The organism is Labilibaculum manganireducens (assembly GCF_002843385.1).
Taxonomy (GTDB): domain Bacteria; phylum Bacteroidota; class Bacteroidia; order Bacteroidales; family Marinifilaceae; genus Labilibaculum; species Labilibaculum manganireducens.
In genome coordinates this window covers 58,349-81,128 of record NZ_MVDE01000006.1, presented here as the reverse complement: position 1 = coordinate 81,128, position 22,780 = coordinate 58,349, and the positions used below count along the sequence as shown (strand labels likewise).

Annotated in this window: 10 protein-coding genes; all 10 read right to left on the bottom strand. The window is 36.5% G+C overall.

Annotation, left to right across the window (positions count from 1 at the left end; translation table 11 throughout):
* Window positions 1-24: 24 nt before the first annotated feature.
* Window positions 25-1,656 carry a RagB/SusD family nutrient uptake outer membrane protein gene (locus tag BZG01_RS05950; protein WP_101308915.1) on the bottom strand — a complete coding sequence of 544 codons (1,632 nt, stop codon included), beginning with the start codon at window positions 1,654-1,656 and terminating at the stop codon, window positions 25-27.
* Between the two features lie 26 nt (window positions 1,657-1,682).
* The gene (locus tag BZG01_RS05945) at window positions 1,683-4,748 is read right to left on the bottom strand and encodes a SusC/RagA family TonB-linked outer membrane protein (RefSeq protein ID WP_218973019.1); all 3,066 of its coding nucleotides are present in this window, start codon (window positions 4,746-4,748) and stop codon (window positions 1,683-1,685) included.
* A gap of 917 nt (window positions 4,749-5,665) precedes the next feature.
* The gene (locus BZG01_RS05940; RefSeq protein ID WP_101308914.1) at window positions 5,666-7,504 is read right to left on the bottom strand and encodes a metallophosphoesterase family protein; all 1,839 of its coding nucleotides are present in this window, start codon (window positions 7,502-7,504) and stop codon (window positions 5,666-5,668) included.
* Between the two features lie 21 nt (window positions 7,505-7,525).
* Window positions 7,526-10,498, bottom strand: coding sequence for a glycosyl hydrolase 115 family protein (locus tag BZG01_RS05935; protein WP_101308913.1), 2,973 nt, complete (start codon window positions 10,496-10,498; stop codon window positions 7,526-7,528).
* Window positions 10,499-10,818: 320 nt separating this feature from the next.
* A complete protein-coding gene (locus BZG01_RS05930) occupies window positions 10,819-12,168 on the bottom strand; it encodes a BNR repeat-containing protein (RefSeq protein ID WP_101308912.1) in 1,350 nt (449 codons plus the stop codon).
* Between the two features lie 104 nt (window positions 12,169-12,272).
* Window positions 12,273-13,439, bottom strand: a complete 1,167-nt coding sequence (locus tag BZG01_RS05925; RefSeq protein ID WP_101308911.1) for a glycoside hydrolase family 88/105 protein — start codon at window positions 13,437-13,439, stop codon at window positions 12,273-12,275.
* A 228-nt stretch (window positions 13,440-13,667) separates the two neighbouring features.
* Complete coding sequence (gene lacZ / locus BZG01_RS05920) at window positions 13,668-16,793, bottom strand: beta-galactosidase, LacZ type (RefSeq protein WP_101308910.1); 3,126 nt, start codon at window positions 16,791-16,793, stop codon at window positions 13,668-13,670.
* 254 nt (window positions 16,794-17,047) lie between these two features.
* A complete protein-coding gene (locus BZG01_RS05915) occupies window positions 17,048-17,923 on the bottom strand; it encodes a discoidin domain-containing protein (protein WP_101308909.1) in 876 nt (291 codons plus the stop codon).
* A gap of 128 nt (window positions 17,924-18,051) precedes the next feature.
* Window positions 18,052-19,734 carry a RagB/SusD family nutrient uptake outer membrane protein gene (locus BZG01_RS05910; protein ID WP_101308908.1) on the bottom strand — a complete coding sequence of 561 codons (1,683 nt, stop codon included), beginning with the start codon at window positions 19,732-19,734 and terminating at the stop codon, window positions 18,052-18,054.
* 28 nt (window positions 19,735-19,762) lie between these two features.
* A complete protein-coding gene (locus BZG01_RS05905; protein WP_101308989.1) occupies window positions 19,763-22,762 on the bottom strand; it encodes a SusC/RagA family TonB-linked outer membrane protein in 3,000 nt (999 codons plus the stop codon).
* Window positions 22,763-22,780 lie beyond the last annotated feature (18 nt).

The window sequence follows — 22,780 nt, the reverse complement described above, 5'->3', positions numbered from 1 at the left end:
AAAGAAAACAATACAAGTCTGGAATTAATATCCAGGGTTTTGAGTTATACTTCCTGCTGTAATATCAATTTCGTTTTGAGGAATTGGTCTTAAAAGATGTTTTTCAGCCAGAGCATTATTTAAAGCAGCATGCGGATTATGCAATAGTGTTCTTTCAATTAACTTTCCAGTTCTCTTTAAATCCATCCATCTATTTGCTTCACCTGCTAATTCTCTTGCTCTTTCGTCAAGAATAAAGTCTAAATCTACATCACCTTCTGCTACTGATTCTGTTAAACCTGCTCTTGATCTTAAAGTAGTTAAAAGATTGGCTGCAATATCAGCGTTTCCTGATTCTAAACGAGCTTCTGCAGCAATTAAATAAGCTTCACCAGATCTCATAATCACCATATCTCTTTCTCCTTGTGAGGATTGATCCGGCTGTGCAAAAGGTACTTTTGGATCATCAAACTTTACAAACTGCGGATAGTGAACAGGTGTAACACCATCATTTGTAAAATAAGTGCCCGGATTGATTACTGCGTATGGTACCGCATCAATTTCTGCTTGTGTCCATGCTGTTTTAGGGAAAAATATTGCTAAATCTCCTGCCGGAACATTAACATTTGCTCCATTAACAGTTCCTACATAATCTTCAGTTGCATAAATTTCTCTGGTATACGTTGCCTCAGCTCTTTCATCAGCATCATCAAAAAGACTATAAAAGAACGGAGTTGGCATAGGATCTAAACCTTTAACTGTTCTTGTCAATCCAGGATAATCAAAAAACCTGAATTTGTACATCATGTGTTTTGAGTTACCCCAACCTCTACTTACGGAATTGTTTCCAAATAGATAAGAAAAAATAACTTCAGAGTTTCGTTGATTGTCAATACTCACCAAACTTGCAAACGAAGATACTAAAGGGTGATTAGCAATAACAGTTTCAGCTAAAGCTGCTGCATCAGTAAAATCGGTACTGGAAGCAAACGATTTATAACCTCTGGTCAACAAAACTTTCGACATAAAATGTCTTACAGCATCCTTAGTTATTCTACCGTAAGCGCCTGCAGTAGTAGGAACTCCATCTAAAGCATCCTGAAGATCTTGTACAATTTGTGTGTAAACCTGCTCCTCACCAGCACGCGTATAATCTGTACTCGCACTAGTAACTTGATTAAGCACCAATGGCACTCCTCCATAGTTCTCAACCAAATTGAAGTATGACAGAGCTCTAAAAAATTTAGCTTCTGCTATTCCAATTGTTTTTTTATTTGCATCAATATTATCAATAACATCTGCATTATCTACAACTACATTAGCAGCAGATATAACACTGTATTGATTTCCCCAATATACACCAACTGCCCAATTCAAGGAATTAAAATCTACATAATCATTAAGATCACTCGTTCCGGTAATGGCTGAGCCTCTGGTTACAATATCAGTTCCTAAATCTTCAAGTGCATAATACAAATCTGAAGTATAGTGGGTTGTTGTTTCTCTTGCCCGTTCGTATACAGTAGCTACTAATTGATCAAAAGTTTCGGGATATGCGGAGGCAACCTCCACACTTAATGAGGTATTATTCTCTTCCTCAAGATAGCTATCACAACTCGAAGTGAAAACTCCTATTGTGAGTAGTGCTAGAATTACTTTATGATTAAATTTTCTCATTTTCTTACGTTTAATTTAATAAATAGTTAAAAGCTCAAATTAACCCCTGCCATAATTGTACGTGACATAAATGCAGCCCCCCATTGATTTCTTCCGGCGTTTTCAGGATCCCATCCATCATAATCTGTAAAGACGAAAGGATTTTGCACCGTAGCATAAACTCTTAGACTATTTACCTTAATTTTTTCCAGTAGATCAGAAGGAAGCCTGTAACCGAAAGTGATGTATCCAACTTTGGTAAAAGAAACATCCTTGTATTGTATAGCCGAGCCATAAATACCAGCATTACCTGGTTGATTGTAGCTGTTTGATTGGTTTTCCGGTGTCCAATAATTTACCTTATATCCGTTAAACGTTCTGTTTGGTTGGTCTTGCCAGCCCCAAGCATAGTTAGAATGAAAATTACTTTTGTACATGTTCCCCTGACTAGTGTTTATAGCAAAAGAGAAATCAAAGTTTTTATAGTTCATTGTACTTGTAATACCGCCGGTCCACTTAGGTGTAACCTGACCAATCACCTTTCTATCATGATCAGCATCGATTTTACCATCCTTATTAACGTCCGTTACTCTTACCTGACCAGGAAGTTGACCATAAACAGCAGCCTCATCTGCTTCATCCGATTGCCAAATGCCGGCAAATTCATAATCATATATTGAACCAATTGACTCTCCTACTCTATGGATAAGGTTCGTTCCGTTGATACCGAAAGTAATATCTTTACCGCCATACAATTTGTCAAGTGTGTTTTTATTGGAAGCAAAATTGAAGTTTGTAGTCCAGGTAAAATCACCATTATCAACATTCACAGTATTTAATGAAATTTCAATCCCTTTATTTGTTGACTCTCCAATGTTTTCAAATATTCTGGAATAACCTGTAACTGCCGGTAAATCTTTTCCAAAAATAATATTGGTGTTTTTTCTATTGTATACATCAATAGAACCACTAATTTTATTATTTAAAAATCCAAAATCAAAACCCACATTCACTTCTGTTGTTTCTTCCCAGGTAAGATCAGAATTCGCCAAGTTAGTAATGTAAAGAGCTGGTGTAGAGACATCACCCAAATTTGTGGCGCTTGATCCTAAGAACGATTGTGAACTTAGCGGTGTTAATCCTCCACCTTGACCATTATTACCGGTTTTACCATAGCTCAATCTAAGTTTTGCATTTGACAGCAACTCTTGATTTTGCATGAAATTCTCATCCATCATCTTCCAGGCAAATGCTGCTGACGGGAAAAATGCCCATTTATTACCTTCCGCTAATATTGAGGCTCCATCATAACGTCCTGTAAACGTGAACAGGTACTTATCCATCAATGAATAATTTAATCTTCCTGTGTATGACTCTAAAGTTTGCTTAACAAAACTGCTTGATACATCTCTAATATCAGTACCTGCACCAAGATTATAGAAAGAATATGCATCGGTAGTGAAATTTCTAACCTCATTATAATATCCTTCCGAACGCTCTAAAAATCTTGACATTACGCCTGTTACATCAAAAGCATGTATGCCTTCACTAAACTTGTAGTTAAAAATATTATCCCATGAATAAGAGAAATAATTAGAATTGTTTACCTGAGCCCTTCTGTTTGATGCATTCCCACTTACACTCTTTGAGTATAGTCCCCGATATTCTCCATATCTCGTATACTTCATATTAGGTGAAAATTTAGAAGTGATCGTCATTCCGTCTAAAGGCTTAATCGTTACAGCAAGATCACCTATGTATTGTAAGAATTTCGTTTCTCTGGTAATGTTTTTTGTATCGAATAACGGATTGGTTATTTGAGTTTCTTTTTGTGTTGGAAAAAACCGTAAAGATCCATCTTCATTATAAGGACGACCAATAGGCTTTAATCTGTAAGCACTCCTAAATGCTTCCCAGCTTCCCGTGTTTTGAATGGCTGTGGTAATATAATTGCTTACACTTACATTTAACCATTTAGCAAGATCACTTTTTAAACTTCCGCGAATATTGTATCGGGTATAATCTTCACCTTCTACGTTGCCATTATCTTTAGTATAAGCCAAACCTGCCGAATAAACAGTCGTTTCATTTCCCCCGCTTAATCCAAGTGTGTGGTTGGTTTGAAAACCAGTTTTAATTAAAAGGTCTACCCAATCTGTACTTACTCCTTCAGCTATGTTTTGTTGCTCTTCCGCATCAAAAAATTCAGTAATGTCAACATCACTTGCTCTGTAACTTAAGTTTCCAGAAGCAAACTGATTACCCACAGCAACATCTTTAATAAAGTCAACATATTCGGCGCCATTAAAAACTGATGGCAGATTGTAAGCTTGCTTTACGCCAAAATAGTTACTGTAATCAACTTTTAGCTTGCCGCTTTTACCACGTTTGGTTCCTATTAAAACTACCCCGTTACTTCCTCTGGATCCATATACCGCAGTAGCCGAAGCATCCTTAAGAATATCCATTCTGCTGATATCTGAAGGATTCAAGAAAGAAATATCATCCACAAAAATTCCATCAACAATAAAAAGCGGGTTTTGTCCTGGAGTAAAACCTCCGTTCGAAGATGTCTCATTGGTATTAATAGTACTCGCACCACGAATACGAATGTTATAACCGCCAGCACCAGGTTTGTTGTCGGTACGTTGAATAACTACACCTGCAGACTGCCCTTGCATTGCTGAAACAGCATCCACTTTATTTGCCTGTGCCAATTCCTTAGCACCAACTGAAGTAACAGAACCTGTTAAATCACTTTTCTTTACCGTACCATAACCAATAGCCACAACCTCGTCCAACCCAATGGTTGAAGCTGCTAATTTTACTTGATACGAAGTAGTTTTTCCATCTAAAGTAATCTCCTGTGTTTCATATCCAACAAAAGAAAACATTAATGTCTCCGTTCCTGTAGGAGCAGTGATCTGAAAATTACCATCAATATCAGTTACAGTACCTGTTGTGGTACCTTTCACTATAACAGATACACCTGGCATTGTTACATTCTGGTCATCAACAACCACACCAGACACAGATAACGTTTGCGCCCATGAGTTCGATGACAAGCCTATCAGTAAGGCTAACATCAAAAATTTTAAATTTAATTTCTTCATAGATTTTTTGGTTTATTAAATAAATCTTGGTCACGAATGTAACCCGAAACCGTTTTCGTAACATGGATGAATTATTCAAATGCATGGATAATTATTACATGTTACGCAATGCCCTTTAAACACAGGAGATTCTAAAGATCACACTTTCAACATTAAGATAGAATTACTATCAAAATCCAGCATATTTAAATTGTAACTTCACTAATTATATGTCCTTTTGTATAATTATCAAAACTTCAAACCTAATATTTCTTTTTACTGGAAGTTATTATCCGGCTTTTTTAAACTCTGCCTTTTTCAGTTCGTCTTTAATTCATATTCTTGGACGAAAGGCCATTTTCATATGATTATAATTTTAAGTTTTTGTCATATAGCCTGTCCCGAACTTGTTTCGGGAGAACTTACCATGCTGAAATAATCATCTCCCTGTGTGTCAAAATCGCTTTGGCATGGACGTTTCATATGATTATAATTTTAAACTTTTGCCATATAGCCTGTCCCGAACTTGTTTCGGGAGAACTTACCATGCTGAAATAATCATCCCCCTGTGTGTCAAAATATCCTTGTCATGGACGTTTCATATTTGAAATCTTGCGTGCATGGTTTTGAGTTCTTTGCTGTTAATTTGAAGTAAAAATGTAACCTGTTCGCCCGACTTTATACTCTATGCTTATATCCTGATGATTTTAATCAAATAACCGCACTAATTGTTGAAACAATACTGACAAACTATATTTTTGATGTACATCATACTTACATTTAATGTACATCATAATTATATTTGATGTACATCAAAAAAAATTTTAATGTAGATTAAACTTTCAATCAATAAAGACAAAGCATACAAATAAAGCTGTACAGAAGATCCATACAGCTTTATGTTTTTCAAATAAGAAAACTAAGTATTCCAAACAAACTTATTCAACCAAATCAACAAGCTCTGCATTCTTCAAGTCAATTTGGAAATGATCGGCTGGTGCTCCATTTAAAAAGTGATGGAAAATTTCAGCAAATTCATAAAAATCGTTCTGCACCTTATTAGTTAATGAATTTGAGTCTTTCTGATTTTGCAATAGAGATTCAATAATTATCTGATATTGTTTGATTCTATCCAAGCCAATATCCTTTATGGCCAATTTATCGGCACTTCGAAGCCGGTAAAAATCAAATATCATATCAAAACCAGTCCAATTTTCGAATAAACTTGAATCTACTGCAGTTGAGTTTGTATAATTTAATAATTCTTTGCCTGTTGCATTCAATAAAAAATCTCTGAATTCAGCAGGCCAATCCTTCTTCAGAAACCGCAAACGAACCAACTCTTTTAAATGCCAATTGGTAAATTCATGATAGGTGGTTGCCGATAAAATATCCTTATTCCAGATATCCTTAGTTCCCGACTTTTTTAGATATGAATATTCTTGCTCGTAAATTGGAAAAAGCTCTTTGAAACGAGGAACTGAATCGATCACAACCGTTTCAACCTCCATTAAATTTTTATTTTTCACAGTGAGAATCTTATAAGCAGGTATGTAAGCTGCCAAAGATGGAATTTGAACATTTACCAAACCGGTTCCATTCTCATATTTTCTGATTCCAGTATCGTTAATGTGCATATGTCCACCAAAATGCAGCTTGATGCCAGCCTCAGCAAAAGTTCTTGCCACATCTTCGTCAGGTACACGATGCAATTGCATTTTCCCTTCACCCATCAAATTTTTAATGTGCGGCGAAGCATCATCGTTAAAATCAATCATTGGATAATGACTAAAAACGATTAGTGTTTTCCCCAATCGGTCAGCCTCAGAAGATACCTTTTTCACCCACTTGATCAAATGTTTTTTATGCGTTAATACATTTGAGTACCCAGCACTGGCTCCTTCGTAGTTGTCGGCATTTAGTGAATCAGTTTCAGCATTATTGTTGGGAACATAAACATTGGCATCTATGGCTAAAAACCACACTCCTCTTACCGGTTCCACCAAATAACTAACATCAGGAATACTTGTATTAAAGGGAGGTATTGAATAGTTTCTGTTATTTAATGATGACTGCTTAAAGGCTTTATCAAAAGCATAATCATTATGGGTATAAGATGTAAAAGGAGTTTCCCAATATAAATCTTCCTTTTTTGGGAAAAAACCAAAATCACCCAATGTTGTAATAACCTCCTCGTAACCCATTCGGCAAATATCTTTCGTAACCACTACCGGGTTTTCTTCCGAAGATAAAGGAACATACAAACTGTCGGCACTCATAATAACCTGTGGTTTTCCGCCTGCGCCCAAAAAATCTTTTTTGCCCGCATCCATTGCAAAAGGACGAACTGGATCGTGATTACCCGTAGTTGCAATAAATTTAATTCCGTATTTATCGGAATAACTGTCCAGAATTTTCTTTAATCCGCGTACATTAAAAGGCTGTCCGTCATCACTAAAATCACCCGGAAGAACAACGAACTTTATCTTCCTTTTTACCACATCATCCAAGGCCGCCAGAAAAGCGAAATAATTCTCGTTAAAAATTCGGGTAGAATTCAGTTGAGCTTTCATGGTTCGGGCAATAACGAATTTTCCGTTTGCCGGATTTACGACTCCTTTGTAATCGCAATCCTGAAATTCTCCGTAAATATCATTCAAATGAACATCAGCCATAAAGGCTATTTGTATTGATTCGTTGGTCTGTAGCTTTTCTTCACACGCGTTACTGCCAATTAGTAATATGGCAAGTAACAGGCATTGTAAAATCTTTGTCATGAGTAAAATCTATTTCCTAATTTACAATTTCGATTCCTGAGGAAAAGCGTATGATTTTTTCCAACCACCCAAGTCGATTAAAATCTGATCAATCATCACTCCGGCATCAACCATCCAAACTTTTAGTGTGTGCTTTCCTGCTTTATTGATAATTTGCTGCGCCGATTTAACCACTGCATTTTTCAGTACATTTTCTTTCCACTGATTGCTTCGTCCCAAAGTCTGAAAATCGACAATTACAGGTTCTGCGTTATCGATGGATACGGCACAGCGCACTCCTTTCCCTTCATGTACTGCATGAGTGGGAACAGCCTGAACCAATACTTCTGCTTCTCCAAAGTTAAACGTATAAAAATCATATTCAAGCAACGGACTATTCTTTACAATTGCCTGAAGATCCTCAATTGATTCAGATCTATTGGGTAAAGCTGAAACAACCGATCCGGTATAACCTAGACCTTCATGCACCTGCCACTGAGCTTGAGTACCGGAAACTTTCCGATTAAAATTTTCTGCATGAATAGAAACAAATCCTTTATCCTCAACAAAACCTTTAAAATGTTCCAACTCTGCAAATTTTGGATTGAAAACGGAAATTCCAATGCTGAATGTTGTATCTGCTGAAATGAAATTGATCGCTGAATTCACTTTATAACCTGGAGGAATTAATTGGTAATCGTGCCCAAGAGGGGCTTCTTTTTTATTCTCTCCAGCAGGAACTTTATCCCAATCGATACTGACCCAAAGTCGTTGTTCTGGTTTACCCGATTTCGTACTCATTTCTCCTTCCAATTGCGAAACATGGATCCAAGCGGCTTTCGGCTCAGCCTTCCAACTAATTTCACCCTCTCCTTTTAAAAACACATCAACAAAATAAGAATTGTGTGTATAAGCATTAAAAACGGGAAGCACATCAGCATAAGAGTTGATTATCTTATTATTTACCTCCATTTGGTAGCTTTCCAATGCCAAACCCAATTCAGCTTTCTGACCGCCTATAGAAGCAGTAACCGTTGGCTTGGAAAAAACCGGTAATTGACGGGGAGCCATGCTCATAATGTGATTCCACTTGCCATTTTGCAACTGCTTATTGAAATAATTTGTTTCTTTTTGAATGCGCTGAAAAGCTTCCAACGATTTTTGTCCAAAATATTCAGCACTAATTCGGCCTTGCTGCGCTGTAAATTGATTCTTGTATGAATACAACCATTTAAAATTCAAATTAGCAGCTCCCATAACCGGATAATAAACCAATTCATAAAATGCATCTTTTCTATTTTCTGCTATGTTATCATTTATCTTATCTGCAGTAGTAAGCAATTTTTGATATTCATTAATTCGTGTCGAAACCTCATCTCCGTAATTAATTTGTGTTAGCTCAGTTTGTCCTTGTTTGGTAACCGGCTCAACCTGACTCCAAGCCATAAACTCAGGACGGCGCTGAAAAGCCAGTCGATAATACTCATACATTAAATTAGTTACTGCAGAAGCTTGCTTTGATCCAAATTCACGAGCAGCCCAATTTTGCATATGATTCTTTACTCCTTTGCTTTTATCAAAAGAACTCATGTCCCAGGCCATATCCAAAAACAGTTCAATATTATACTCGTGTGGTTTAATATCACCACAATTCAAAATCCACAAATTACGCGACTGAAATTCATAGGCTTTACTCATCTCCTCCCACATTAAAACCGGATTGGTCGAGTTTAGCCACAAATAGTCATGCGGACGTCCCCAATAGGAAGTGTGATAATATATTCCCGCGCCTCCGGAACGCTTTTGCTCTTCGCCATTGCTCAGCTGACGAATGTATCCATAATTGTCATCAGTCCACACCAGAGAAATATCCTCAGGCACCTGCATCCCATTCTGATAACAGGTCAACACCTCTTTGTATGGAATAAAAATCTGCGGAAGCTCTGAGGCCTTTTTACCAGTCTGTTGTTCCAGAATCCCGCGTTGATCGGTGATTACATTCTCCAGCAATTTCACCTGCGAATCGGTATCCTCTTGGCCAACAATCATCGGAGAATCGTGTTTGCCACGCATTCCCATTGTATAAATGCCTTCAAAATCGGCACTCTCTTTTGTTCTTGTCTGAAATAATTTTTTGATTGTCTCTGAATTGTTATCGTATCGCCATTCTCCCATAGTTTCACTGTTCCATTCTGCATTAATATTGCACAACATGGGTTCACAATGCGAAGTTCCTACAACAATTGCATAATCGTCGGCTATTTGTTTGTTTTTAGGATAGTAATAAAACGGCTTGGTGCAGGAATGCATAGCCGGCCAAACAGTATTGGCACGCAAGCGCAATAAAAGCTCAAATACTTTTGCATAAGTTTTGGAGCCAATATCTCCAGTTTCAGGCTCAAAATTCAAGGCTGCCCATCGCTGTAATCCCCAATCCTCATCGTTTAAAAATATTCCACGGTACTTTACCGATGGAGAACCATACACTTTATCATCAACAGAAATAACTGCATTTTCTTTTTTATCGGGAGTAACATCCGCCCACCATTCCCATGGAGAAACTCCAATCATTCGCGAAATTTCCAGCAAGCCGTAAGCTGTTGCCCTGCGATCAGATCCAACAATCACCAAAGCCTTTTCAACTCCTTTTACAGGATTTTCAAGAATCTGAATGGAATAAGTTTCCCATTGTCCCTTAATTTTAGAAACATCCAATTTCTTCGCTGCAATCAGTTGATCAATTAAACGACTATTACCAATTGTACCTGCAATTATACATGTGCTTTTTACATCAGAAGTAACTTGAATAGGTTTTCCGGTTACTTTAAAAATATCATCAGCAAGTATTTTCGCTGCAATTTCAACAACTTTTGCATCCCTTTTATCTATTGAAATACCTGTAACTTCATTGTTTACAACAATAGTGAAATCATTTTTATTTTGTGCTTCAACAATAGAAACGCAAAGCATTGCGGTAATTATAATTAATACTGATCTAAACCGGTTTCTGAACATTATTACTTTGTTTTAATTCTTTTGATATTGCTGCACTTTCCTGTTTGCAGATAAATAATCACTACAGTTCCTTCTCAAAATATAAAACTACAAGCTAAGAATGACAATGAGATAAACAAAACCATCACAGATATGGATAAATTATTCATCATTCCCTAAATAGGGCTAAAAACATCAATTTTATGAGTTCCCTTGAAAAAAAAATCCCTGAAAAGACAAATAAATGTTTTTTCAGGGATTTGTAATATTTCTTGAGCAATATTAGCTTTGCTTGCCTGCAATTCATTAAAATGAATGAAACAATGCTTTTTTTAACTTATTTACTTTCTAAGGTTTACCGGCACAGTATCACATTCTGAATATCTGTCAATTTTCTTTACTTCCAGAACATTCACCATCTGAGGTTCATAATCAGCCTTTCCTTCTCCATCAATCTGCTCCACCTTTTGTACAAAAAGATTAATTATTCCTTTATTTTTCCACAATTCCGTATCGAACGACGGCTCCCATAAACCTACACTTTCATCGGTTAAATCAACCACTTTCCAATTTCCTTGTTCAGATGTATTCCCAATCGCCATTGATACCTTTGCCTCTCTTTCTTCATCTCTAAAAATCAGATAAAAGGTGGATGTTTTATGCTTTGTTTTTGCTAAAATCTGAGGTCGGGAAATAGGAATACGTTTGGTTCCGGCTCCCTTTAATGAAAACGGCGTTTTCCTGAAGTTTAGGTTGATTGTATTCCATTTACCATTACTACAGTTAACTATATGGTATTGTGGAACATCAGAATTCTGCTCACGCCAATAACCTGCGATAACCGGCTGTCCGCGTTCATCTGTTGTCATTGATGTTTGATTTATCAGCTCGCTGTTTTGAGGTATGTGTGAGGCATATTCAGCAGTTTGTGCTGTTATCGGAAGCCTATATTTTTCACCTTTTGAATTTTCCCAGCTTGTTCCTCCATCTTTGGATCGTGCATAGCACAAATCATGATTGGAAGCTACATCAGGAGATTCTCGCCATACCCAGGAAACATGAATAACACCTTGCTGATCGACACAAGATTGCCAGTAAGCATTTCGCTGTCCCTCTCCGTCAATAAGGTTACTTTGCATTTGAATCCATGTTTTAGTTTTACGATCATAGGAGTTCATCGCTAAATTCCCTTTTCCGGATTGTCCGTCACGAAACATGAATATGAGATTGCCATTTGGCATTCTAAAAAATTGTGGATAAGTTACATTCGTTTCATTACTGCCAGTCATTTCTATTTTAGGGCCTAACTGTAACGAATAAGCTTGTATGCTTTTGGCATATCGTAAAGGATTCCCATGATGATCCCAGGAAACATGAAGATAACCATCACCGTCCAGCATAATACTAATGCAATTATGCGCATCGTTTACATTCCCTTTGTAAGAGGTAGTATAGGTTGTAAATTGATCCGATTTACTATTTCTCTTCCCCAATTCTAAAAATCCTTCAGGATTATAGTAAGCTATAAACTGTACCCCGTTCTGAGTAACCAACGAATTCTGCCGAAATACAACTGCATTGACCGAATTTTTAGACCACCCCTTCGAAACCGGAATTAATTTCTGGGCACAAACATTATAGCTTGTAAATAAAAGAAAAACACTTAATAAGGGTATATAATAACGAAACATTTAATAAGGTTTATTTGTCATTTTCAATAAAAGTGAAAAATGCAATTTACATTAAAAATCCCTGCCTATATAGATAAATCATAATAGGCAGGGCATTATTTGTATTAATTTTCGATATAAGTTACCAATTCTGAAGCTGCTAAAAGAAATGCACCAACTCCAAAATTTGATGTTGAATTTTCATCAACCTGCTGACCTGGAATCGCTCTTTCACCAATTGGCTGAACATATCCTACCGTTCCATCATCCTGCAAAGCAACCGTGGTTAAATAAGTCCAGGATTTAGCAGCAACTGTGCTATATTCCTCTTTAGAAAGAATTCCATTGTTCATCCCCCATAAAAAGCCATATGTAAAAAATGCTGTTCCACTGGTTTCCGGACCAGGCGCATGCTCTGCATCTAAAATGCTGCGGGTCCAATAACCTTCCTGCTGTTGAGAATCTTTTAAAGTTGATGCCATCTTTTTATAAATATCAATAAATTCAGCTTTATGTACGTAGCTATTAGGCATATCTTGAATTATTTTTGCCAATCCGGCAAATACCCATCCATCGCCTCTTGCCCAAAAATCTTTTAATCCATTAACAGATTTGTGTTTTGGGTATACATATTTTGCATCTCTAAAAAATAATCCGGTTTCTTCATCGTACATAATGCTTTGCGCATATTTAAAGTATTCATATAACTTTTCCAGATAAAGTTCATTATTGGTCACTTTATAAAGTTTAGTCATAACAGGCATTACCATATACAAACCATCGGCCCACCACCAATAATCGTTATTTTCTGTGCTCATTTCATATTCCATTACTTCGATGGCACGAGCTATTTTCAAAGAATCCTTTTCCTCAGAAAGATTATATAAGTCGATATAGGTTTGAAAACAAATTTGCCAATCGCCAAACAACACAAACTCATGTGATTCTCCATATGTATATTTCCAATTCGCCTTATCATCTGATTTTGCGCCTTTCCACTCATTCTTATTCGCCCAAGCCTCCGAATAAGCTTTATATTTCTCAATTCCTGTAAGCTTATAAGCAGCAATATTGCCAGTATGGTAAGCTGCATTGTCCCAAAAAGCACATCCAGATTCTTGATGGGTCAATTGCCAATGATCGTTTACCTTTTTAACAATCGAAACGACATCATTTTTTTTAATTTCAGATAAAGTTGCTGCATTATCCTTACTCTTTGAACCTGTGGCAGAACAAGCAACAAACAATGCTGCAAGTCCTATCAGTAAAATGTTCTTACTCTTAAATTTCATATGTTTATTATTTTAAACTTTTGCCATATAGCCTGTCCCGAACTTGTTTCGGGAGAACTTACCATGCTGAAATAATCATCCCCCTGTGTGTCAGAATATCCTTGTCATGGACGTTTCATAATACTTCTAAATGAATTATTCCAGATAATACAATTATCTTCTACAAAAATTTCTATTTAAAGTTGTCTCCCATATCTGCTTGCAAATATGGGAGATAGAACAATAGGTTTAATTCGCCTTTTCTACGGCACTAATTGTATAACTATAGCTATACGTATTATCCAATAATAAATATGGTTTATGCGGATAACGTCCCCAACTATCATCACCTCCTAATCCCCGTTGTTTAAAATCAACATTCAGATAAACCTGATGACGGGGTGTAACATCACTTGGATGTCTTTGTTTTTTAGTTAAACCTGAATCAAGGTCTTCTACCGGGTTATGAGACACTTTCACGCTTAAGGGCTGTAATCCCTCAATTTTTAAACCTATTCCATCTGTATTGGTTAAAGTTAACCAACGTACATCTGTTTTATTTCCATTCTCCTGAGGTCTGATATAATCAACTTGCTGATCAGCCACCGAACTTGAATAAATTCCTAAAAAGCTGGATGTCTTTCTATCTGAATAATTTTCCCAGGGACCTCTGCCATAGTAACTAAACTGATCAAACTGATTGTCTAATTTTAACTGCATACCAAAGCGGGGAATCTCTGGAAGCCCCTCTCTGCCTTCAACCCAATTAACATCTACTTTGATTTTGCCATCTGCATAAACGGTATAAGTTAATTGATATGGGCTTGCAACGTCGTTTAACCACAAGTCAGATTCAACCGTAACAAAATGATCCGTTTGAGTTACTTTTACATCTTTTACGGTTCTGTTTTGTCCTGCATTTCGCCATATATTTAATTTCGAAGGCATTCCATTTCCAAAATCATTATCGGTTGGAGCTCTCCAAAAATCAGGTTCAACACTTCCATTCAACAAATTTGTTTCTTTGTATTGATATCCTGACAATAAACCACTCCATTTATCGATAGTAATCTTACTATTTGAAGCTGATATCACAATCCGGTTGTTTTTGTCCTCGTAAGAGATATCTCCCGTTACTGCATGCTCTTTTTCGAAATAATCATTGTCTTTAAAAACAAATTGTTCCCTTGCAATCTCAAATCCAACAGGAATTAAAGCTTCTGCTTTTGCAGTAAAAGCATAAATATCCAATGTATATTCTACTCCTTTCGAAGAAGTTATTTTAGGAAGCTTTAATTTAATCTCTTTTGATTCCCCGGCATTTAATGAGACTTTAAACGGAGCTTCTGCACTAATTTTACCATTCTTTTTTAACACCCACTTAAAAGCATATTCTTTTAAATTTCGAGTTAGAAATCGATTCTGAATGGTTACGATACCATTTTCAATATCCTGATTAAAAAATAATATGTCCTGATATACTTTTTTAACTTCCTCTAAACCTGGATGTGGTATTCTATCAGGAGAAACAAGACCGTTGGCACAGAAATTTTCATCATTTGTATATTTGTAACCTCCAATATCTCCACCATAAGCCCAGTAATCTCTGCCTGAATCATCTACAGCATGCAATCCCTGATCTACCCAATCCCAGATGAAACCACCCTGCATTTGTTTGCTTGAAGTAATAATATCAAAATACTCCTGAAAGTTCCCGTTACTATTCCCCATTGCGTGTGAATATTCACACATAATATAAGGTCGGGTTACATCAGTACGCTCAGCATATTTTTTCATACTTTCCATGCCTGGATACATTGGGCAAACAATATCTGTATTCCGATTCTGCCCGGCCTGCTCAAACTGAACCAGACGGGTTGGATCCGCCTTTTTCAACCAATCGTAAATATCATAAAAGACAGGGCCGTTTCCGCATTCATTCCCCATGCTCCAAATAATTACCGATGGATGGTTTTTATCACGTTGAAATAAACGTTCCACTCTGTCTTTATGTGCGGGTGCCCACTCTGGTGAGTATGCCGGATGTACATCTTTATTGAACCAACTTTGCCATTCTGCACCCATCGCATGACTCTCTATATTCGCCTCATCAACTAAAAAGAGTCCATACTCGTCGCATAATTTATACCATAACGGGCTTTGAGGATAATGACTCATACGCACCGCGTTAACGTTATGCTGTTTCATGAGTTTGATATCTTTCAACATCGTTTCTTTATCAACAACATGCCCATTGTATGCATTGTGTTCGTGCAAATTAACTCCACGCACCAAAACGGGCTTTCCGTTAATCATTAACTGAGCATCTTTTATCTCTACATTTCTAAAACCAACTTTACACGATGCAGCTTCAATTAACTTTCCATCTCGATCCGATAATGTAATTAAAAGTGTGTATAAATTTGGCGTTTCATTGCTCCATTGCAACGGTTTATCTACTTTATCTTTAATATGAATTTGTTGTTCACTCTCACTTTTCAGTTCCACTGAAGAACTGATCGATAGAATTTGTTTGCCTGCGTTATTAATCAAATTAACATTTACACGAACCAACTTTGTTTCGGAAAGCTTATTGACAAGATCAATATCTACATCCAGTACTCCATTTTTATAATTTGCATCCAAACCTGCTTTTGCAAAAAAGTCTGCAATACGAATTTGATCCGGACTATACATGTAAATACCCCGGTCGAAGCCGGATAACCTCCAAAAATCCTGATCTTCCAAATAAGATCCATCACTCCATCGATAAGCCTCTATGGCTATGTTGTTTTCACCTTTTCGAACGTATTTTGTGATATCAAACTCGGTAGGACTTTTGGTATTTTGACTGTATCCAACCTTTTGTCCGTTTACCCACACATACATAGCCGCGGCTCCACTCTCAAAATGAATATACACTCTGCGGTTTTTCCATCTTTCCGGTAATGTGAAATTTCGCTTATAGCTTCCAACCGGATTGTGACTGTGATCGATAAACGGAGGATTCTTAGGAAATGGATAAGTAATATTGGTGTAAATTGGCGTACCGTACCCATTTAACTCCCAATTTCCCGGTACAGGCATCTCCCCCCAATCCGAAGTATCATATTCTTCTGTATAAAAGTCCTTTGGTTTGTCTTCTGGTTTGTACACCCAGTTAAATTTCCAAATTCCATTTAAAGACAAATACCAATCTGATTTTTGACAATCATCAGCAATAGCAGCCTCTTTGCTTTGATAAGGCAAAAAAGTTGCTCTGGCGGCTTCCTTATTAATGCCAAAAACCTGTGGATTTTCCCAATCATTAATTTGTCCTGTTGCCAATTGAACCTGTATCAATCCTAACAGGAATATTAAAACATATTTCTTCATTATTATTTTATTAAATCTTCAAAACACACCTAAACATCTTTCCGCACCTAACTCATTCTCGTTTTTTAGGAAAGAGCAAAACCATCAATATATACATATTTTTTTTAACAAAACATTACTTAAGATTCTTTCTTTTCACCAACAGAATCCATAATCAGTTTAAAACAGTGAATTCAAAAAACAATCCAACGTTCCATATAAAAAGCCTACTGCTATAAATTAATATAGCAGTAGGCTGATAATACAAATTTTAACTACAACTCAGGATCGTATGTATCAATATCGACATCATACAATACAAATTCCGCTAAATTAAAATAATTTCTATTATCGAAAGTTTCTAAACAATTAAATCTAAAATGAGAGAACGTACGACCAGGTCTAAAAATTTCGGAAGTATAATCAGCACCTCCTGCAGAAGGTAATCCTGAAGAAATAGTTTTAACAGTTTCCCAGTTAACTCCGTCATTACTAATTTGTATCTCTACTATTTTTGGCGCCTGCTGAGACCATTCCCTGTTCACCAAATAAAACTGAAAATCGTCAATAGGTTCATTCAGATCAATCTGAATGTACTGTGGCATTGGTATCTGCGGAGAACTCCATCGAGTATGAAAAAAAGAACTTGAATTGCCGTCAATTAAATTGGCAATAGGCCCTTCTTTTGGCTCTTGGTTATTCGTACTCAACTGAGATGCTTCCAACTCTATTTTAGTAGCTGTAATGGTTTCTGTTGCTGGAGCAATACCAGATTTAGCCATTACATTTATTTTGCCACTTCCTTGTCCGTTTTTATTAAACGCCTGAAATGCAAATTCATAATCTCCATATTTAGCTCTTGTATTATCAATTAATATCGAATCAGCATAAACAGATATCACTTCAAATACCTTTTTCTCAGTTAAATGATCATAATAACTCATCTGAAGATAATAATAATTGGAATCCAAAGGAACATCCCATTTTAACAAAATTTGCCCCGGCAATGCCTCCGAAGTAACAGACTCAACATTAGTTGGAAGATCATTTCCATCCACTGTATCTTCAAAAACCTCAAATTTCTTGTCACAACTGCTAAAAAAAACAGCTGCAAGCAATATTGTTGCATATATAAACGATTGTTGTTTCATATAATTATAATTTGTTTTAGTTGCTATATGGAACTTACCATGCTGGAATAATCATCCCTCTGTGTGTAAAAATCACCTTGGCTTGGACGTTTCATATTGATACTAGTTTATAATTTTTATACTTAGCACTACCATCCTGTATTTTGAGTTAGATTTGGATTCTTCCTAATTTCAGAATCTGGAATAGGAAAAAGGTACATCTTGTTATCCCAAGATCTTTCTTTCTCAAATCTGCTGTATTTAAAAGATTCATCCTCTTTTTGTTCTATCTTCATACAGGTAACACTTTTTAAAACTTCTCCCTCTTTCCATCGTCTTACATCCCAAAACCGATGTCCTTCAAAGGCTAATTCAACCATGCGCTCATTTTTATATTTAGCTTCAAACTCAACATTTGTTAAACCTGCAGACAAAGAAGGCATGTTCACATCTGATCGATGTCGGATTACATTTACTGCATCAACAGCAGAAATATCAAAATCAGCACTTGTTGCATCCGGAGATCCCAAATAATGATAAACAGCTTCGGCATAATTTAAGTAAAATTCACCCAAACGATATGTAATCCATGAATGACGCTTGCTCGTCACATGATTTGAACGCAAATCTACAGAAGCATCTATATATTTTTTTAAATAATAGCCTGTAGTTGAAGCGCCTGAAATAGGTGAACCATTTGCTCCTCCTTCAAAAATCTGCAATTCAGAATTGTTGTAAGTAGGCCAGCCAGTATCTCCATTTTTAGCAACAGTCATATTAAAACGCGGATCTCTCCCTTCATAGGGCTTATTAGAATTGTATCCACTACCATCTTCATTCCATAATAATCCGGTAGATTTCATTTCATAAGCATCCACTAAAGTTTGAGTAGGACAATTACCTGAATTTCCCCCTTCAACTCCAATAGGAAAGTTATGAGACTCCAAAGAATTTAATGAACCTACCCTGCGAACGAATATCATTTCTGAATTTTTATAATTATCTGTTCCCCATAAATCAGAGTATTTGCCCAATACAATACCATACTGTGAACAAGAATCTATTACGGCCTTATTCGCCAAAGCGGCCTTATACCATAAAGATGACTCATTGCTCGTATTGAAAAGTGAACTTGCTTGATAAAGAAGCGTACGAGCTTTCAATGCCAATACTGCGGCTCTACTAACACGACCAGTCTCAGTGTAAGATAAGTCCTCATATGTAACAGGTAAATTATTCACAATCCTGTCGCACTCAGCAACAATAAAATCAAATATTTCTGACTTATCGGTGCGAAAAACTGAATTAGCTTCATCTTCCGTTAGCACTTTTGTTACCAAAGGAACATCACCATATTGTCTCACAAGATTAAAATAAAAATAAGCTCTCAAAAAACGCACTTCATATTGGTAACGCTCATAACGTTCCATTTGCTCATTATAATCTTCATTGTATTTAAAGTCAGAAAACGTTTGACCCTCTGAAGCATCCAGATAAAAATTGACGGCACGAATAGCTTCGTAACTCTTATTCCATATATTTGATTTAGCATTACTGGCACTCCACGCACCATTATAAAAATCATGAATATCAGAAGAAGTCCACACATAATCTGCCTCATCGGAGGCCGAGGATAACATAGCGCCTCCATAATTTCCAAAATCATAATCGAGATAATTATAAATATTGGAAACAAAGCTCATGGTACGACTGAAGCTTGAAAACACTTGCTCTTCATTTAAACTAACAAATTCGTCATAGTTCATTTCGTCATCACACGCATTAAACGTTATGAGAAAACCTAAAGCAATTAATATATATTTAATTTTCATAATTCGAAAAAATTTAAATAATGAATTATTAAAACCCAATGGCTAAACCTACATTTATTGAACGAGTCATCGGGTATGCCACTCCTACAGATTCAGGGTCTGACAAATTGATATTATCAATGCAGAGCAAATCAATACCACGGACATAAAATTTAGCTGATTTCAGTCTCAGTTTTGAAAGATAGGTTTCAGCCAATTTATAGTAAATTTCACAGTTTCTTAGTTTTAGAAAAGATGCATCTGCGAGCCATACTGAGTTAGTTTGAAAGTTGTTGTCATTGCTTTCTGTTGTCAGGCGAGGATACTTTGCGGATGGATTTTCCGGTGTCCAGCGATTATTATAATAATGCTCTGAAATAGTCGTATTATCAACCAATGGCCTATACACACTTTGTGTATTCAATATTGCTGTATATCGCTCTACCCCTTGAAAAGTAGCACTAAGACCTAAACCTTTCCATTCAAAACCCAAATCGAAAGAATAATAAATTTCAGGAACGCTTGTATTATAGCCCATCGCCACATTATCGTAGTCATTAATTACGCCATCATTATTTTGATCTTTAAACTTAATATCCCCGGGTTTTACTTCATTAAATTGTTGAGCCGGACTATTAGCAATATCTGCCTGATCGACAAAGAATCCTATAGCCTGAAGTCCAAAAATCTGATCGACAGATTTTCCTGTCTGTCTCAGATATTCATAGGCTTTTGGCTCCTCAAGCATTTCCTTTACTTTATTTTTAGCTAAAGTAAATTTACCGCCCAAAGATATTTTAAAATCACCCAATTGTTTATTATAATTTAATCCGGTTTCCAGTCCCCAACTATCAACAATACCAGCATTTGTATAAGGCGATGATATTCCCAGAACAGCAGAATTTGCACCTCCGGCCGATACCCAAATATCCTTTCTTTTTTCAAAGTAAGCATCAGCTGTAATAACCACACCGTTTAATATTCCGGCATCCAGACCTAAATTATATTTTATCGCTTTTTCACGACTGGTGTTCGTTGAAGCTAAACGTCCTTCCCACATACCACCATAATCTGAATAACTTCCTCCTAAAGGATATGAGCCACCGCTGCCAAAAGTTTGCTTCCAGTAATCTTCAGTTGGAATATAATCGGTATTTATAACACCCCAGGAAGCTCTTAATTTAAGAAAATCAACAGGCTTTACATTTTTCATAAAATTCTCATTTGAGATAATCCATGCTGCAGAAACTGTTGGTGAAAATCCCCATTTTTCGCCGGGAGCCAATTTATTAGAACCTGAAGTTGCCAAAGTAAGATCAGCCACATAACGATTGTTGTAAACGTAATGTATGTATCCCGCAACATTTTGACGATAATAAGTATGGTTTTGACTATTTTTCACATGATGCTCATACGAATACATTAAAGACGAAAAAAACTTATTTTTTCCTGATTCCTTTTGGTAATCTACATTTGCAAACAAGTTTGAATGACGATCCTGCCAATCTAATTTGCTCCCAAACTCAATACCACTATCGGCTCCTGCAGAATAAGTAGAAATATCAGATGGTTTACCGTCTACCCAACTGGCGACATTCTCGCTGGCATAGGCATAATTTTTAGTGTGTCCTTCCCAATAAGCCGCAACATTATCATATCCTGCACGCAACGAAGCACTTAAACCCTCTGTAATTGAATTAAGATCCTGCGTTAATTTTACATCGGCATATAACGAACGAGTGTGTCCTTTAGAGTATCCACGAGCTTGAGTTAATGCAACAGGGTTCATATTTTCTCCCCAAGTTTCACTTCCGCCCCATATTCCATCACTTGTTTTTATTGGAAAAGCTGCAGATGGAGTTGTATATAACTTGGATATTAAATTATCAGATCCCAGCCCGGGACGTGAAAATTCATTTAACACTCCCATGAGATTAACCTGAACAGTGGTTGTTGAACTTACATCAATATCTAAATTGGTTCGAATATTACCTTTTGAATACTTCATTTGAGTGGAATATCCATCGTTTACATCAGAATTATCAATAAACCCCTGATTTCCCTGCAAGTTAAGCATAGTAAAATAGCGTACTTTTTTACCACCTCCACGAAAATTCACATTATACATATTTGAACAACCGTTCTCGCGAAACACTTCGTCCATCCAATCAATATTCGGATACAAATTTGGATATTCTCCACTTTTAAAAGCGCCAAGTTCATTTTCAGAATACCGAGCTGATTTACCATCGTTGCTCAATGCTTCATTTACGGCACTTGCATATGTATATGAGTCTGCAAACTTTGGCAGGCGTGACTGCCAGTTAAAGGCATGATCATAACTAACATTTATTTCGCTGGTCTGGTATTTACCTCGCAAAGTGGTAATTGAAAGGACTCCATTAATACCTTTATAGCCATACAATGCAACAGCTGCAGCATCACGCAATACCGATACCGATTCAACCTCCTCGGGTACAACGTATTGAATATCTCGCTCTATTCCATCAACCACAACTAAAATACCATTATTTGATAAGGTCTGTAAGCCCCTGATTGACAGAGTAGCTCCTGTATCCCAAACAGCTCCGCTATTTTGCATCGCTGTTAGTCCCAGTGCATTACCATATAATGCATTGGAAACACTAAACGCAGAACGCTTATTTACTTGCTCATGAGTGGTTAACGAAACAGCTCCAGTAGACTCCCCAATTGTTTGATGAATTCCATACCCCAATTCTACTGCTTCAGAGAAAAAATCCATCTGTATTGTTATAGATTCCCCTTTTTTAGCAGAAACCTTTTTAAAGTCATTTTTTGAGGTTTGAACAACCAAAGCAGCTGAATCGGGAGCAAAAATACTAAACTCACCATTAGCATTTGTATATACTTTATTTTCCGGATTACTTTCGATGGAAACAACAGCTCCTGAAACTGGATTTCCATTCCGATCAATAATTTTTCCTGTTGTGTCTCCTGTTTGCGACCATCCTTTCATAGTCAAAAACACAAACAAGGTCAGTATGATATATCTATATTGTATTCGCATAATCATCTTTTTTAATGT

Coding starts and splice junctions, on each gene's coding strand:
- BZG01_RS05950 (WP_101308915.1), bottom strand. CDS start 1,656: ATGAGAAAATTTAATCATAAAGTAATTCTAGCACTACTCACAATAGGA.
- BZG01_RS05945 (WP_218973019.1), bottom strand. CDS start 4,748: ATGAAGAAATTAAATTTAAAATTTTTGATGTTAGCCTTACTGATAGGC.
- BZG01_RS05940 (WP_101308914.1), bottom strand. CDS start 7,504: ATGACAAAGATTTTACAATGCCTGTTACTTGCCATATTACTAATTGGC.
- BZG01_RS05935 (WP_101308913.1), bottom strand. CDS start 10,498: ATGTTCAGAAACCGGTTTAGATCAGTATTAATTATAATTACCGCAATG.
- BZG01_RS05930 (WP_101308912.1), bottom strand. CDS start 12,168: ATGTTTCGTTATTATATACCCTTATTAAGTGTTTTTCTTTTATTTACA.
- BZG01_RS05925 (WP_101308911.1), bottom strand. CDS start 13,439: ATGAAATTTAAGAGTAAGAACATTTTACTGATAGGACTTGCAGCATTG.
- lacZ (WP_101308910.1), bottom strand. CDS start 16,793: ATGAAGAAATATGTTTTAATATTCCTGTTAGGATTGATACAGGTTCAA.
- BZG01_RS05915 (WP_101308909.1), bottom strand. CDS start 17,923: ATGAAACAACAATCGTTTATATATGCAACAATATTGCTTGCAGCTGTT.
- BZG01_RS05910 (WP_101308908.1), bottom strand. CDS start 19,734: ATGAAAATTAAATATATATTAATTGCTTTAGGTTTTCTCATAACGTTT.
- BZG01_RS05905 (WP_101308989.1), bottom strand. CDS start 22,762: ATGCGAATACAATATAGATATATCATACTGACCTTGTTTGTGTTTTTG.